General features: G+C 68.8%; 12 protein-coding genes and 1 pseudogene. 4 read left to right on the forward strand and 9 right to left on the reverse strand.

Annotated elements, in window-relative coordinates; all coding sequences use genetic code 11:
* Nucleotides 1-63 precede the first annotated feature (63 nt).
* The 3 genes and pseudogenes from EZH22_RS17085 to EZH22_RS17095 all read right to left on the reverse strand — a co-directional run bounded on the left by EZH22_RS17085 (nucleotide 64) and on the right by EZH22_RS17095 (nucleotide 4411).
* Nucleotides 64-2366: pseudogene (locus tag EZH22_RS17085) on the reverse strand (DUF1989 domain-containing protein).
* Entirely contained in the window at nucleotides 2367-2879 is a 513-nt protein-coding gene (locus tag EZH22_RS17090; protein ID WP_203191734.1) for a flavin reductase family protein, read from the reverse strand. It abuts the pseudogene before it with no gap.
* Between the two features lie 128 nt (nucleotides 2880-3007).
* The gene (locus EZH22_RS17095; protein ID WP_231711014.1) at nucleotides 3008-4411 is read right to left on the reverse strand and encodes an acyl-CoA dehydrogenase family protein; all 1404 of its coding nucleotides are present in this window, start codon (nucleotides 4409-4411) and stop codon (nucleotides 3008-3010) included.
* A 382-nt stretch (nucleotides 4412-4793) separates the two neighbouring features.
* On the opposite strand from EZH22_RS17095, the gene EZH22_RS17100 reads away from it, so the two are divergent.
* Nucleotides 4794-5924, forward strand: a complete 1131-nt coding sequence (locus EZH22_RS17100; RefSeq protein WP_203191735.1) for an aminomethyltransferase family protein — start codon at nucleotides 4794-4796, stop codon at nucleotides 5922-5924.
* A gap of 108 nt (nucleotides 5925-6032) precedes the next feature.
* Here the strand turns inward: EZH22_RS17100 and EZH22_RS17105 are convergent, their stop codons facing one another.
* Entirely contained in the window at nucleotides 6033-6980 is a 948-nt protein-coding gene (locus EZH22_RS17105; protein WP_203196597.1) for a ring-cleaving dioxygenase, read from the reverse strand.
* Nucleotides 6981-7265: 285 nt separating this feature from the next.
* Between EZH22_RS17105 and EZH22_RS17110 the strand changes: the two genes are divergently transcribed.
* From EZH22_RS17110 to queD, 3 genes are all read left to right on the forward strand, one after another.
* Nucleotides 7266-8477, forward strand: a complete 1212-nt coding sequence (locus EZH22_RS17110) for an alpha/beta hydrolase (protein ID WP_203196598.1) — start codon at nucleotides 7266-7268, stop codon at nucleotides 8475-8477.
* A gap of 67 nt (nucleotides 8478-8544) precedes the next feature.
* Entirely contained in the window at nucleotides 8545-9180 is a 636-nt protein-coding gene (queE, locus tag EZH22_RS17115; RefSeq protein ID WP_203191736.1) for a 7-carboxy-7-deazaguanine synthase, read from the forward strand.
* Between the two features lie 20 nt (nucleotides 9181-9200).
* The gene (queD, locus tag EZH22_RS17120; RefSeq protein WP_203196599.1) at nucleotides 9201-9557 is read left to right on the forward strand and encodes a 6-carboxytetrahydropterin synthase QueD; all 357 of its coding nucleotides are present in this window, start codon (nucleotides 9201-9203) and stop codon (nucleotides 9555-9557) included.
* A gap of 4 nt (nucleotides 9558-9561) precedes the next feature.
* Here the strand turns inward: queD and EZH22_RS17125 are convergent, their stop codons facing one another.
* The 5 genes from EZH22_RS17125 to EZH22_RS17145 form a co-directional block, all read right to left on the reverse strand.
* Complete coding sequence (locus EZH22_RS17125; RefSeq protein WP_203191737.1) at nucleotides 9562-10125, reverse strand: NADPH-dependent FMN reductase; 564 nt, start codon at nucleotides 10123-10125, stop codon at nucleotides 9562-9564.
* A 97-nt stretch (nucleotides 10126-10222) separates the two neighbouring features.
* Nucleotides 10223-11353, reverse strand: coding sequence for a DUF1513 domain-containing protein (locus EZH22_RS17130; RefSeq protein WP_203191738.1), 1131 nt, complete (start codon nucleotides 11351-11353; stop codon nucleotides 10223-10225).
* Between the two features lie 2 nt (nucleotides 11354-11355).
* Nucleotides 11356-12456: an imelysin family protein gene (locus EZH22_RS17135; protein WP_203191739.1), complete on the reverse strand. Its 1101-nt coding sequence runs from the start codon at nucleotides 12454-12456 to the stop codon at nucleotides 11356-11358.
* 24 nt (nucleotides 12457-12480) lie between these two features.
* A complete protein-coding gene (locus EZH22_RS17140) occupies nucleotides 12481-13755 on the reverse strand; it encodes a di-heme oxidoredictase family protein (RefSeq protein ID WP_203191740.1) in 1275 nt (424 codons plus the stop codon).
* Entirely contained in the window at nucleotides 13755-15224 is a 1470-nt protein-coding gene (locus tag EZH22_RS17145; protein WP_203191741.1) for a multicopper oxidase family protein, read from the reverse strand. Before EZH22_RS17145 ends, EZH22_RS17140 begins: the two co-directional genes overlap by 1 nt.

Below are 15224 nucleotides of genomic sequence, written 5' to 3' on the forward strand. Positions count from 1 at the left end.
CGTTTGCTGGGCCAATGCCTTGACTTTACCGTTTCGGATCGCCGCCGCGCGCGAGCTCTACCGTCAGGCACGCACCCGCGTCTTCTGCGGATCGAAATGGGGAAGGGCACGATTTCCGCGGCGATGCGCTTTCTTTGCCCATCCAGCTTGCCGACCTCCACCTGGGTGCCGATCGCCGCGTGGGCCACGTCGATGCGGGCCAGCGCAATCTGTGCCCTCAGGATGGGCGAATGGGTGGCCGAGGTGACGACGCCCACCTGCGCCCGGCCCATATGGATCGGATCGCCATGGCCCACGGCGTCGTTGTCCTTCACCTTCAGGCCCACGAGCGTCTTCGCCGGATTGGCCTTGCGCCGGGCGAGCGCCGCCTTCCCCACGAAATCCTCCGCCTTCTCCGCAACCGTGAAGCCGATGCCGGCCTCGTACGGGTCGGTCTGGTCGCAGAAGTCGTAGCCGGCGAAGACCAGCCCGGCCTCGATGCGCAGCATGTCGAGGGCGGACAGGCCGAGCGGCTTCATGCCCCTGGGCGCGCCCGCCGCCCACACGGCGTCGAACGTGGCGCCGGCATCCTTGGGATGGCACCAGATCTCGTAGCCGAGTTCCCCCGTATAGCCGGTGCGCGAGACCACGACCGCCGGCCCCATGGGGCCGCCGAGGCGCGCCACCGCGAAGCGGAACCATTTCAGCTCGGCGATGGAGGGCTGCGTCGGCCCGGTCCAGATCACCTGCGCGAGGATCTCCCGCGACAGCGGCCCCTGCACGGCGATGTTGTGCAACTGGTCCGTGGACGAGCGGACAAAGGCCTTCAGGCCCCATTCGTGCGCCTTGCCGCGCAGCCAGGCGCCGGTGAACTCCTCGCCGCACACCACCCGGAAGTTGGCGGGGGCGAGCCGGAAGATGGTGGCGTCGTCGAGCATGCCCCCATGCTCATAGGTCAGCGCCGTGTAGACCACCTGGCCCACCGCCAGCTTGCGCATGTCCCGCGTCACCGTGCGCTGGAGGAGGAGCTCCGCATCCGGCCCGGTCACCTCGAACTTGCGCAGCGGCGACAGGTCCATGATCGCCGCCTTCTCGCGGCAGGCCCAGTATTCGGCGATGGGCCCCTCGCCGGTGAAGCAGGTGGGCAGCCAGAAGCCGCGATACTCGACGAAATTGCGGGTCAGCTGCGACAGGCGCGGCTGGAAGGCGCTCTCGCGCGTCAGGCGCGGCTCGGCGTCGGCACTCATGCGGAACGCGATCCCCTTGGAGAAGGCCTCGGCGGCGTCGTAGACCCGCACGTGGATGTCGGTGGGCTCCCAGCCGTTGGCCGGATCGATGTCGTCGGCGCAGGACGAGGTGGCGCAGACGAGGTCGGTCAGCGCCTTCAAAAGCACGTAGTCGCCGGGCCGCGACCACGGCTCGTCCATGGTGATCGCGTTGGTGTGGTCCACGGCGGTATTGTAGAAGAAGTTGATGGCCGGCCAGCCGGCCCGCGTGCGGATACCGTAAGGCTCCAGCACGGCGTTGAAATTGTCCGAGCAGTTGGCGTGGCCCGGATAGCCTATGTCCTCGTAATATTTGGCCGAGCAGGCGAGGGCGAAGGTGTCGTGCCGGCCCACCGTGTCGCGGATCACCTCCACCAGCGGGACCTGCCGCTCGTCGTAATATTTCGAGTGCAGTCCCGGCCCCGGATAGGCGGCGCCCATGAGCGTGCGGGTGGTGGTGGCATCGAGGCCGAATTCTTCGCCTTTTTCCAGCGCCACGGCGTCGAAGGCGAGGAAGTCCGAGCACTGGCGGCCGTCCACGTCGATGATCTGGATATAGTCGCCGGCCTTCACGCGAAAGGCGCGGGCCTGCGCGGCCGGCACCCGCAAATCGAGCTTGGTCTCCGCCAGAGGCGGGGGGAGGGGGCGTTCGTTCCCGCTGGCCCGGGTGACGGTGACCACGAGGTCGGTGGGCGCATCCTGCGCATCCGGGGCCATGGGCGCACCGGGCGCGGCGATGACGGCCAGCACGTCCTGCGCCGCCACCAGGCTCACCTCGGTTCCCGCCGGCTGATCCCCAGGCAGAACCTTCGCGCCGGGAGCATCCTCGCACCCGACGCCGCGCGCCGGCAGGAGGCGCGCCACCTCGGCGGCCGCCTCGCCTCCCAGCTTCAGACTTTCCGCAAGGCTGCCCGCCGCCGCACCTTGCAGCCCAAGCGCCTCCGCCGGGTCGGCTCCGACCGCGAACACGAGCGCCGGCTGCAGCCCTTCCGGGTCGAGGATGGTGATGCCATCCCCGGCTCCGAGCCGGATCGCTGCACAGCTGCCGCCCCGCACCACCACCCGCTCGCGCGGGACAAGGGGGCTGCGGGAGGAGCCGGGCGGCAGGAGGGAAAAGTCCATTCAGCCCTCTTCCATCGGGGTCGCGAGCAGCCGGTAGCTGCCACGGTAATAGAGCAGCGGGTCGCCGTTGCCTTCGGCATGCAGGTGCACCACGCGCCCGACAAAGATCACATGGTCGCCGCCGTCATAATGGGCGTAGGGCACGCACTCGAAGACCGCATGGGCAGGCACGAGGCGCGGGGCGCCGGACGGGCCGATCTCCCAATGCGTGCCGGAGAACTTGTCCTCGCCGGGACGGGCGAAGCGGTTGGAAATCTCCTGCTGGTGCCCGAGCAGGATGTTGACCGAATAGGCCTTCGCCTTTTCCAGGCGCTTCAGGGAATGCAGCGAACGGGCCATGCAGAACAGGACGAGGGGCGGATCGAGCGAGACGGAGGAAAATGAATTCACCGTCACGCCGATGGGGCCGTCCTCGTCCCGCGCCATCACCACGGCAATGCCGGTGGCAAAACGGCCAAGCGCACTGCGCAATTCGCGCGGATCGAAACGGGCGTCGATATCGATGGTGGTCATGGAAAGAAACTCGCTGAAAAGATGGTCCACGACCCGGACTATAATCCGTCCCGCCGGTGAGCGCCTTAATCACAAATGCCCACCGGCATTAGATTATGTGATGGTCGGGATCAGCCGGCGCGCCGGCCTCAGGCCACCTTGGCCGGCTTGATCTCCGCCAGCAGCTTTTCGGCGAGGGCGCGCTTCTCCTCGTCGTCCATCTTCTTGATCTCGTTGTTCAGCACCCGCTCGTTGATGGACTTGTTCCAGTAGTCCAGCGAGCCGAAGCCGAGCAGCGAGGCCTTGCCCACGAACTGGCGCAGCACCTCGTTGGTGGGGCCCATCACCCATCCGGCCTTGCCGTCGCGCAGGTAGCGCTCGATCTGCAGGGCGGGGCGGAAGCCGGTGCCGCCGGTGGCGTGGAGCATCTTGTCCACCACATGGGCGACGTTCTTCGCCGCCTCGAACTTCACCTGCCACAGCCAGTGCAGCAAGGCGGAGCGGGGCAGGGCGTCCACGTCCTTGTGGATGGACCAGTCGCAATTGTTGGTGACGGAATCCAGCGCCTGCGCCATCTGGAAGTCGAAGGCACGGCAGGAATTGGTATCCATGATCGCCTCGCCCACATAGTCCTGGATGGTGGGGTAGTCGGCGACGCGCATGCCCACGTCATTGTGGGTCTTCCTGGTGGTGTGGCGCTTGGCGATGTCGATGACCGCGAGCGAGATGCCGTTCCAGCAGGCCGACGAGCAGGTGAGGAAGAACGGGTCCACCACCTCGTCGTTGGATTTCGCCCCGTCGCCGATGGGGCCGACGAGGGCGTCCTTCGGCAGGATGGCGTTCTCCACCATGATCGGGCCGGACTGGTTGCCGCGCAGGCCGAGGCCGTCCCACTCGGAGGGATTGGCCTTCACCTCGTCCTTGGTGACGAGGAAGCAGGAGAGGTCCGAATAGTCGCCGGCAAATCCGGGGCTGGTGGTCTGCACGATGTACCAGTCGGCGAAACCGCCGGAAGTGGTCCAGGACGCCTTCTTGGTCACTTTCCAGCCGTCGCCGTGGGCCTCGGCCTTGGACGAGATCGGATACCAGAAGTGCGAGCCGGTCTCCGGGTCCGAATAGGACAGGGTGCCGATGAGCACGTCCCTGTCGAGGCGCTTCAGGATGTCGGTGAGGATGGGGTTGTCGTGGTGCCGCAGCAGCGCGGCAGCGGTGGCGCCGAGGTGCATGGTGTAGCACATGGCGGTGGAGGGGCAGCCGTAGCGGGCGATGGTCTCCACCACCATGGCGGCGCACACGTGGTTCTCGCCGAGGCCGCCGAGTTCCTTCGGCACGTTGAGCGACAGCAGGCCGAGCGTGGCGAGCGCCTCGAAATTCTTGCGGGGATAGATGTAGCTGGCGTCGCTCTCCACCGCATTGGCGCGCAGGGTGGATTCGCACAGGGCGATGAGCTTGCTTTGAAGCGCCTTCTGGGCGGGCGACAGCAGCCATTGGGGATCCCACTCGAAGCCGAGACCCCAGAACTCTTCCTTGCCCCACATCTTCACATCGGCCATGACTTCAAGCTCCGCCTGGGCCGGGGCCCCGACCGGCCCGTCCCGCAGTTGCGATCTCGCTGGGTGGCGACCTGTTCCCCTCAGTGAACTTTTTTGACGCCGTAGAAACACTTTGCCAATGGCTGCGCCGTGTGCAAGCCCATTGATTGAGCGGAGGCGGAGGCGATATCGATCTGAAAATGATCAGACGCTGACGCTGCAAGGGTTGTGGCCGCCTAATTCCGCGCCAGTCGGCGTGCGGTATTTCTTCTAAGGAAAAGTAATTGACAGTGAAGTGCGGCGCCGATCAGGATGTGCCCGTCGCGGCAGGATCGGCAGGCACCGCCTTGCCTCCGCCGCCTCTCATTTCAAGACAGGCCGAGAGCCGCAGAGAGGGGACAGGATGACGAGCGCAACCATCTGGCGCCAATCGATCCTCAACGAGCGCCACAGGGAGCTGGGGTCGAAGCTCGAGGAATCGTGGAACGACATGGCGATTCCCCAGCATTACGCCACCGATCCATACGCGGAGACCGAGGCCGTGCGCACGCGCGCCGGTCTGTTCGATGTGTCGGCGCTCAAGATCATCAACGTCTCGGGCAAGGATGCCCTCGCCTTCCTCAACCAGCTCGTCACCGCCGACATTGCCAAGGTCCCGGCCGGCCGCTCCATGATCTCCTCCATCGTCGATGACGAGGGCGGCCTCATCGACGACGTCCTGATCTATGCGGATGGAGACGGCGCCTACCGTCTCTCCCACGGCGGCGGTGCTCTGGAGGACGCGCTTCCCCTCGTCGCGGAAGGCTTCGACGTGGCCTTCTCCCGCGACAACGACGTGCACATCCTGTCGCTCCAGGGGCCGAAGGCCCTCGACATCCTGTCCCCCCACACTCCCATGGACCTGAAGAGCCTGCCCTATTTCGGGCACGGCAGGACCACGCTGTTCGGCGTGCCGGTCTCGCTGGCGCGCGGCGGCTATTCGGCCGAGCGCGGCTACGAGGTGTTCTGCGCCGCCAAGGACGCGGTGGCCCTATGGGACAAGATCCTGGAAGCGGGCGCGCCGTTCGGCGCCATGCCGGTGTCGTGGGACTGCCTCGACATCGTGCGGGTGGAAGGCGCGCTGCTCTTCTTTCCCTTCGACATGCCCCATAAGGACACGACACCGTTCGAGGTGCTGATGGACTGGTCGGTGGACCTCTCCAAGCCCGACTTCCGCGGCAAGGCGGCCCTTCTCGCCCGTAAGGGCACCGAGCGCACCCATCAGGCCGGTCTCGAGGTGCTGGCCCCCAGGGCCATCACGCCGGGGGCCAAGATCTTCAAGGATGGCGTCGAGGCGGGCGTGGTGAATTCCACCACCTACAGCCAGCACCTCATGAAATCGCTGGCCCTCGTCTCGCTCCAGCCCGCCTTCACCGCCCTCGGCACGGTCGTCAGCGTGACGGACGGGGACGAGAGCTTCGAGGCGAGCGTGGTGCGCACGCCCTTCTACGATCCCATGCGCCTGCGCACCCATCCGCTGGAGGAGCGCGGCTGATCGACGGCGTGGGGCACGCATCGCCGCGGGCACGGCTTTGAGTAAAACGGGCGGCGGGAGGGGGTCTTTCCCTCCCGCCGCCCTTTTTTGCGTTTGACGCGCTTGTCCTCACAGGGCCTTCAGCCCCGCCTCGATCTGCACCCGACGGCCTTCCAGGAAGGGCGGCAGGGCGAGCCGCTCGCCGAGATGCGCGGCGTCCTCGTCGGCGGCGAAGCCCGGCCCGTCGGTGGCGAGCTCGAACAGGATGCCGTTGGGCTCGCGGAAATAGAGCGAGCGGAAATAGAAGCGGTCCACCTTGCCGCTGTTGGGTACGCGCAGCTCCTTCAGCCGCTTCGCCCATTCCTCGTATTCGTCGAAGCTGGTGACGCGGAAGGCCACGTGATGCACCGCGCCGGCGCCCTGGCCGGCGGGGGAGAGGCCGGGCTCCACCTTCACATGGACCTCCGCCGCCGGGCCGCCTTCGCCCATCTCGAACACATGGATCGCACGGCCCTCCTCGCTGGCATAGGTGCGGGCCTCCCGCATGCCCATCACATGCATCAGCACCGCCGCCGTGGGGGCGAGATCCGGCACCGACAGCAGGATGGGGCCGAGGCCGCGTATCTGGCTGCCCTCCGGCACCGGGCTTTTCGCCCACGGCACGCCCGGGCCCTTCCCTTCGTCCACGATCAGGCCGAGGCGCTGGCCTTCGCGGTCCTCGAAGGACAATTGGTGGCGGTCGTCGCGGGTTTCGATGCCGGCATGGTCGACGCCTGCATCCGACAGGCGCGCAGCCCAGTATTCGAGGGCGGCTTCGTCCTTGACGCGGAGGAACGTGCGCACCGCCGCATGGCTACCGCGCCGCTCGCGGGCCACAGGCCAGTCGAAGAAGGTGAGGTCGGTGCCGGGATTGGCCTCGCCGTCCGCGTAGAACAGGTGATAGGCGGAGGTATCGTCCTGGTTCACCGTCTTCTTCACCAGCCGCATGCCGAGGGTCTGCGTGTAGAAGCGATGGTTGTAGGGGGCGTCCGCCGTGATGGCGGTCACATGGTGGAGGCCGGTGAGCTGCATGGCGATGTCTCCGGCAGGATGTTCCTGCGCTTTCGTGTCCCGCCTGAGATAAGCCCGCGTCCCGCGCCGGGCGATGCCCGAAGTCGCAAAGCGAGTTTGCGATACTGCAATAAACTGATCTGCGGTTCGGTATATGGGCTTGCCGTGTTGCACTCAATTTGGAGGCGGGCGCCGCAATCCGCCGCCGCCTACCTCCCGCCAAGATGGCGTTCAGCATTCGCCCTGAAATACCGCGCTTCCGGGCCTCGGTTGTGCCATGAAGAAAAATTGCGTGGGGGGAACGGCGTGCAGATGCTTGAGCGTGGGCGGCGGATGCCGGGTCTGGGGAAAGCGCGTCGCGCGGCGGTGCGCGTGGCGGTCCTTGCGACGTGCCTCGCACTCCTCGCCGGCTGTGGCTCGCGTCCCGGGCCGGATGCCCTGACCCCCGTCGGCGCCACGGTGCCGGGCACCCATGAGCACGTCATCCTCGTTGCCTCCACCCGCGAGCGCGATCCACGGCCGGGCGTCCTCTTCAACGGCGAGCGCTCCACCGCCCTCAGCTTCGCCAAGGTCGACCTCTCGGTGCCGCCCGCCCACAAGCCGGGCGAGATCGAATGGCCCAAGCAGGGTCTCGGCGATCCGAGCACCGACATGGTGGTGCGCGAGGCGCTGTTCCGCGACACCCAGCAGGAGTTCCTGCGCGACCTCAAGTCGGAGCTGGCGCGCCGGCCGGTGGGACAGAAGAAGGTGTTCATCTTCGTCCACGGCTACAACACCATGTTCTCCGAGGCGCTCTACCGCCTGGCGCAGATGGCGCAGGATTCGGACGCCCCCGCCGTGCCGGTGCTGTTCACCTGGGCCTCGCGGGCGACCACGGAGGCTTATGTCTACGACAACAACAGCGCCACCGCCGCCCGCGACAAGCTGGAGGAGACGATCCGTCTCACCTTCGACAGCGGCGCGGAAGAAGTGAGCATCATGGCCCACTCCATGGGCAACTGGGTGACGGTGGAGGCCCTGCGGCAGATCCGCATTTCCGGCAAGGGCCTGCCCGCCAACAAAGTCGGCAACATCATCCTCGCCGCCCCCGATATCGACGTGGACGTGTTCAAGAGCCAGCTCAAGCGTTTCGGCAAGCCGGCGAAGCCGTTCGTGGTCATCGTTTCGCGCGACGACAAGGCGCTTGGATTCTCCGATTTCATCGCCGGCAACAAGGTGCGGCTCGGCGCCTTCACCAACGATGCCGAACTGGTGGACCTCGGCGCCATCGTGGTGGACATGAGCGACGTGAAGGCGCTGGACAGCTTCAACCACGGCAAGTTCGCCCAGCTCGCCGAGATCGCCCCGCAACTGCGGGGCAGCGTGATGCGGGGGGCCACCGCCAATGGCGGGACCGCCCCCGACACCCTCTCCATCGACGGCGTGAAGATCAGCGGCCTGGACCACCTGAGGCTCCAGTCCCAGGCGCTGAACCAGCCCGCCACGGCCGCTGCGCCCGCGCCCGCCGCCCCGCCCGCGCAGTAGCCGCCCGCCGGCCGCGATGCCGCGCCGGCTTCCCGAACGCGCGCCTTCGGTCTAAAGGCATCGGCCCATGGCCTATGCTGTCAAAGAGATGTTCACCACCCTCCAGGGGGAGGGCGCCCAGGCCGGGCGTGCGTCGGTGTTCTGCCGGTTTGCGGGCTGCAATCTGTGGTCCGGCCGGGAGGAGGACCGCGCCGCCGCCGTCTGTCGCTTCTGCGACACCGACTTCGTCGGCCTCGACGGGGAGGGCGGGGGGCGCTTTGGCGACGCTGCCGCCCTTGCCGAGGCGATCGCCCGCACCTGGGGTGAGGCCGGAGTCGAGCGCCGCTACGTGGTGTTCACCGGTGGCGAGCCGCTGCTCCAGCTGGACGCCGCCCTCATCGAGGCGGTGCATGCGCATGGCTTCGAGATCGCGGTGGAGACCAACGGCACCATCGCGGCGCCGCAAGGGCTGGACTGGATCTGCGTCAGCCCCAAGGCGGGCAGCGAATTGAAGCAGGCGCGGGGACAGGAGCTCAAGCTCGTCTTCCCGCAGGAGGGGCTTGCCCCCGAGGCCTTCGCGGACCTCGATTTCACCCATTTCTTCCTGCAGCCCATGGACGGGCCGGACCGGCTGCGCAATACGCAGGCGGCGGTGGCCTATTGCCTCGCACATCCGCGCTGGCGGCTGTCCGTCCAGACCCACAAGATGATCGGCATTCCATGAGTATGAGCGTGCCCCGCCGCGTGCGGATCACCCAGGGCTTCACCTTCGAGGCCGCCCATTTCCTGCCCAACGTGCCGGAGGCCCACCGGTGCCGGCGCATGCACGGGCATTCCTATCGCGTGGACCTGACGCTGGAGGGGCCCGTCGATCCGGTCACCGGCTTCGTGGTCGACTTCTTCGATGTGGAGACCGCATTCGGGCCGCTGCTGAAGCAGCTGGACCATTATTGCCTCAACGACATCGCAGGCCTCGAAAATCCCACGGCGGAGATCATCGCGGCCTGGATCTGGGAGCGGACCAAGCCGCTCCTGCCCCTGCTCGCCACGGTGCGGGTCTACGAGACACCCCTGTCCTTTGCCGAGTACGGGGGCGAATAGCTCATCAGGCTTCCGCTGCCTCGCCGGCCTTAGCCTTGCGCACGAAGGCGTGGAAGGCCGAGAGCTGGCCGGCGACAAAATCGCGCGTGGCGGGATCGGTGAGGGCCCCGTCCGCGACCTTGGTGTGCGCCTGCGCCACCATCACCTCGGGCACGTTCATCACCAGCGCGTCGAGGGCCACCAGCACCTGCCGCAGGTGATACTGCGCCCGCGCTCCGCCCATGGTGCTCGGGGAGGCGGACTGGATGAGCGTGGGCTTGCCCTTCAGCGGCCGCTCCTTGAGGCGGGAGAGCCAGTCGAGCGCGTTCTTGAGGCCGCCGGGGATGGAATAATTGTACTCGGCGGTCACGATGATCAGGGCGTCCGCCGCCAGGATGCGCGCGCCCACGGCGCTCACCTGCCCGGGAAAGCCCGCCGCCTCGATGTCCCCGTCATAGATGGGCATCTCCGCGACCGAAGGCAGGATTTCGATGCTCACCCCGTCCGGGGCCAGGCCGCCGAGGGCACGGGCCAACGCCGCGTTGAAGGACCCCTTGCGCACACTACCCACCAGCACGACCCAGTTCATGGCTTCGCCTCTTCTTTTCCGCGCCTCCGCTTCAGGGGGCGTCAGGCAAGACAATAGCGAAGTCCCCGTTCGGGTTGCGCGAGCCCGGCAAAAAAGATCAGCCGATCCGCACCATGTGGTTGTCGAAGCGCGGGCCGCCCGTGCGCCGTGCGACGATGCCGACGCCTTCCCCGCCGGCGGCCACCATGATCACTTCCCCATAGCCCGACGCCGCCACGAAGGTGCCCGCCTCCCGTCCCGGCGCGAGGCCGCAGCCGTCGGTAAGCGGCACGGCGCCGAGATAGCGCCCGTCCGCCTGCCACACCGCCACGCGGTTGCCGCGCGGCGAGGCGCAGGCGACGAAGCGGCCCGAGGGGTCATGGGCCACCGAGCCCACATAGCCACGCAGCGCCCGCCATTCCGCCTCCGGCGCATCGAAGGACGAGAGCGCGCCATCGGCGGCGATGCGGAAGAGCAGAGGACGCGCCTCCCCGTCCTTGAGCAGGTCCTGCGCGGCCACCACGGTGCCTCCGCGTCCGTCGCGGGAGAGATGGCGCAGCGAAAGGCTGGCAAGGTCGCGGGACAGCACGCCGGCGCCGCGCACGTCGCCGCTGGTGGGATCGAGCAGGGTGATGCCGGAGCCCGTGATCTCCGCATCGCGCGCTTCCGGCGTATTGGGTTCGACGCCGCCATTGGCGATGACCAAGGCGGGGCCGGATTGCATCAGATCATGCGGGCCGTCGCCGCCGCTGGGCCACTCGGCGGTGATGGCAAAGCTGCCCTTGACCTCGCGCACCGCCACCACCCCACGCCCCATCCCGCCCGCGCCCTCCTGCGGCCGCTCGATCTCGTTGGTGAGGAAGAGCCCGCCGTCCGCCGCAAAGCGGCCATGGCCGGAAAAAACCCGACCCGCGCCGGGGTCGAATGTGGCCACCGCACCGCCCTTCTCCCGGTCGAAGACGATGGCCACGAGCCCCGGCCGCCGCCCCACCGCCACCGCCAGTGGCCCGCGCGGGCTCGCCTCGATGCCGTGCAGCCGCACGGTGGAGGGCGCCCTATCCGCCGTCGTGAGGGAGCCGTCGAGGCCCACGGCGGCAAATCCCCCCTCCACGCCGGCGGTCGCCAACCAGCCGGCATTGGCACCCGCAAGACCGGCCGCGCGGGACGGACCCATCACCAGCGCCGCCCCAGCCCCCAGAAGGAAGCCGCGCCGGTCCAGAGCGAGGTGATCGAGGGGGAGCGGCGCCATGGTCAGTCCCCGTCCAGCGCGTTGAAGCCGAGCGAGATGCCGAAATAGGACGCGATGGGCTTGTACACGGAGATCTGCGCGCCCTTGAACGCCTTGATCGCGGCCTGAAGGGCCGCGACGCCCTGCACGGTACCGGCTGCGGCGCCGAGATCGGCCGGCAGCTTCTCGGCCGCCGCATCCGCCGTCGCCGCGGCCTTGGTCACCACATATTGCGGCCGGCTCGGCATCTGGCCGCCCACGGCCACGAGGAGCGTGTCGGCGCTGCGGACCATGTTGGCAACCACCCGGGTGGCGCGGCCGGAGCGCCAGTTGTCGGCGAGGCTGGGCTTGGCGTCAGACGGGCCGGAGCCGAGCACCGGCATGATCTTGGTATCGGTCACCCGCTGGTAGGCGCCGGAGAGGTCGGTGAGGATCATGCCGGGCAGGGCGCCCGCATCTGGAAAGAGCGCGGGGTCGCCCTTGCCGGAGACGATGGCCCCGAGGGCGCCGCTGGTCCGGTCGCCCCAGGCGGCGCGCACCTCGCGGGCGATGGTCGAGAGAGTGTTGGCGATGGCGGTGCCGAGGGCACAGCGCCGCGCGGCCTCCGGCCCTGCCAGGAGGGCGTCGGCGGCTCCCTCCTCGTACAGGAGGCGCTCCAGCGCCGGCAGGCCCTGCACGGCCGCGCTCGACTGGGCGAAGCGCTCCGGCTCCAGCCGGGCGGGGTCGGGATCGCCGATGATCTCGGCGAGGCCGCGGGAGATGGCGTTGCGCCGGTCCGGGAAGAAGGAGATGCGGTCGGCGCGCAGCGACAGGCTGATGGGCCCGAACGTGACGAATTCCACCGCGTTCCAAGTATCCGCCGCCTTGCCGTAGGCCTCCTTCAGGCCCGCCACTCCGACAGCCTCGGGCTTGGCGCAGAATGCGGTCCAGGCGGAGGCCTGGGCGGCGGTGGTGGCGGCGAGGGCGTCGTAACGTGGCAGCAGCCATGTCTCCAGCAGCGGAACCGGATCGAGGGCCGGGCTCGCGGCACCGGCGGCGGCAGGCGCGCCGACCGCAAGCGTGGCGAGAAGGCCGATGCGCGCCGCAACGGCTGAAACGGCGGGGAACGAAACGGAGGAGAACATGGGCTTTCCGCGCAATATGGTGATCTAGAGGCCAGATAGGTAGCGCACCAATGCGGCCTTGTCCGGGTCGGAAAGCGCGCCGAACCGCCGCGCGGCCGTGGCCGCTTCGCCGCCATGCCAGGCGACCGCCTCCTCGATGCTGCGCGCGCGGCCGTCGTGCAGGAGGCCCGTCCCCTCGGCGAGGGCCGCGGAGAGGCCGGCAAGCGGAGCCGTGCGCCATTCGGAGGCGCCGGCGCCGGGCTCGGGCATGGTGTCCCCGAGGTCGGGCCCCATGTCGTGCAGCAGCAGATCGGTGAACATGCGCGCGCCCGCGCCATCCGTTGTGGGCAGGGAGGGCCGGTGGCAGGCGGCGCAACCGGTCGCGGCGAACAGGTGCGCGCCCGGGCGGCGGGTTTTGGATGCGAGGGGCTCCGGCGCGGGCGCCGGCAGGGACGCCACATAGGCCACCACCCGGTCGAGCAGCGGGCGGCCGATCTCCAGCGCGTCGTCGGCCGTGCCCTCGGTGCGGTTCGCCGTTCCGTGCGGAGCGTCGCGGCAGGCGGTCTGCGCGGGGGTGCAATCGCCCCACGGCTCGGGATGGTAGGGATTGGACAGGCCGAGATCGAGGAAGAAGGCCTCGGCCGACTGGCGCGCGAGATCCGGCTGGGAGGCCTTCCAGCCGAAGCGGCCGAGGACGGTGGTGCCGTCCGCCCGCGTGATGCGGCGGGCGCGGCCGGAGACCCCGTCCTTGCCCTTGGCCTGTTCCTGCTCGATCGCGATGAGCGCCGCATCGGGCACCCGTGCGAGGGCCCCCCGCCCCTTGAGGTCCGGCGCGACGCGCAGCGAGACGCCGCTCGCCGGGTCGATCGGCCCGTAGGCGAGACCCTCCGCATGGGGCTTGCGGGCCATGCGGCCGTCCGGCCGGGCGGTGTCGGAAATGCCGATCATCCCTTCGGCGGGAATGCCGGGCACCGCATCGATCTGGAAGCGCCGGCCGTAGACGGGATCCCCGCTGCCGTCCGGGCGCGCGATCATCAGCACGAAGCCGCGCCCCGCCGTGCCATTCTCGACGGTAGCCGGCGCGCGGCCGTCGCGCGGGTGGCAGGAGGCGCAGGACCGGGCATCGAAGAGCGGGCCGAGGCCGTCGGCCGCACGGGTGGAGGCCGGCGCCGGCACCCAGGGCCGCTTGAACAATGATTTGCCGATGGCGAGGTCGAGCCCGCTCATCTCCGGCGCGGCACCGGTCTCCTCCGCCCAGCCCGCGGCCGGCAGTGCAAGGACTGCGAGCGCGGCGACGAGGGCGAGGCTCGCCTTGCCCATCACACCACCCTGAACCAGCCCATGAGGCCGGAATCCATGTGCTCCAGGATGTGGCAGTGGAACACCCAGTCGCCGCTGTTGGCACGGAAGGCGATCTCTACGGTCTCGTTGGGCTCGGTCATCACCGTGTCGGCGAGATAGGGCGGGATGCCGGTCTTCTTGGACGAGGAGAGGACGCGGAAGACGTGCCCGTGCAGGTGCATGGGGTGCACGTGCTTGGTCACGTTGGTGATGGAGAGGATATAGCTCTCCCCGTCCTTCAGGATCTGCAGCGGCGGCGGCAGGCGCAGGTCCGCCCCGGCGCCCCAGGAGTTGCGGTTGATGGCCCAGAAGGCCTTGCTGCCGACGCAGGCGGACTCGATGAGCGCCTTCGCCAGGGGATCATCCGCCGGCAGGGCCGGCGCGATGATGGTGGGGCCGGCGGCAGTCTGCACCAGGTATTCGAGCCGGGTCGCGCGCTTCATGTCCGGCAGGGGCACCCTGGCCGCGGGCAGCGCCTTGGGCTTGAACGGGGTCTTGCGCCGGCCTTTGTCCACCGCCACGAGGGTGGTGAGGAGATAGGGTTCGGCGGTGCGGTAGTCGTAGACCTTCACCTCCTCGCCGGGGCCGGGCATGCGCACGTGCACGTCGATCCGCATGGCGGGGCCCATGCGCCAGATCTCGTCCGGCAGCTTCGACAGCAGCAGCGGCGGCAGGGCCTGCCCGTCGATGGCGATGATGGCCGCTTCATCCGTCTCGCAGCCGAAATCGATGGTGCGGGTGGAATCGGCGACGATCACCCGAAGCCGCACGTCGCCATGAGCCGGCGCCTCGACCCGGGGCGGGACGACCTGACCGTTGGTGGCGCGCACCGTTCCGAACGTGCCGGCGGTGGAGGCGCCCTCGTCGGTGAACATAGGCAGCCAGCCGCCGCTCTCGTCGAGCCGCCAGTCTTTCACCGCGATGATGTGATCGAGATCGAACCCGAGTTTCGCCTCGGCCGGGTCATCCACGAAGATGAGCCCCACTAGGCCGCGCCCGACTTGCCCCGTCTCGTCGCAATGGGGGTGGAAGAAATAGAACCCCGGATCGGGCAGGGGCACGTCATAGGTGAACCGCCCGCCGGCCGGTATGGCGGCCTGGGTGAGGGGGGAAACCCCATCCGAGAGGTACGGCACGCGGACCCCGTGCCAGTGCACCGTGGTGTAGTCCGGCAGGCGATTGTCGAAATCCACCATCAGCCGCGTGCCCTGCGGCGCGCGCAGGGTGAGGAAGGGCGTGCCGTTGTAGGCGCAGAAGCCCTTTGTCTTCGGCTTGTCCGGGCCGAGGAGGGCGACCTCCATCTCCGCCGCGGCGAGGGCGAGATGGCGCACCGGGGCGGACCTGGGCAGGGTGTCGCGGGAGAGCGGCATGCGACCGAGGGCGGAGGGGGCAAACCCTGCCGCCCCCGCCGCCGCGCCGCCGAGCAGGACCGCCCGACGCGAGATCAT

This window comes from Xanthobacter dioxanivorans (assembly GCF_016807805.1).
Lineage (GTDB): Bacteria > Pseudomonadota > Alphaproteobacteria > Rhizobiales > Xanthobacteraceae > Xanthobacter > Xanthobacter dioxanivorans.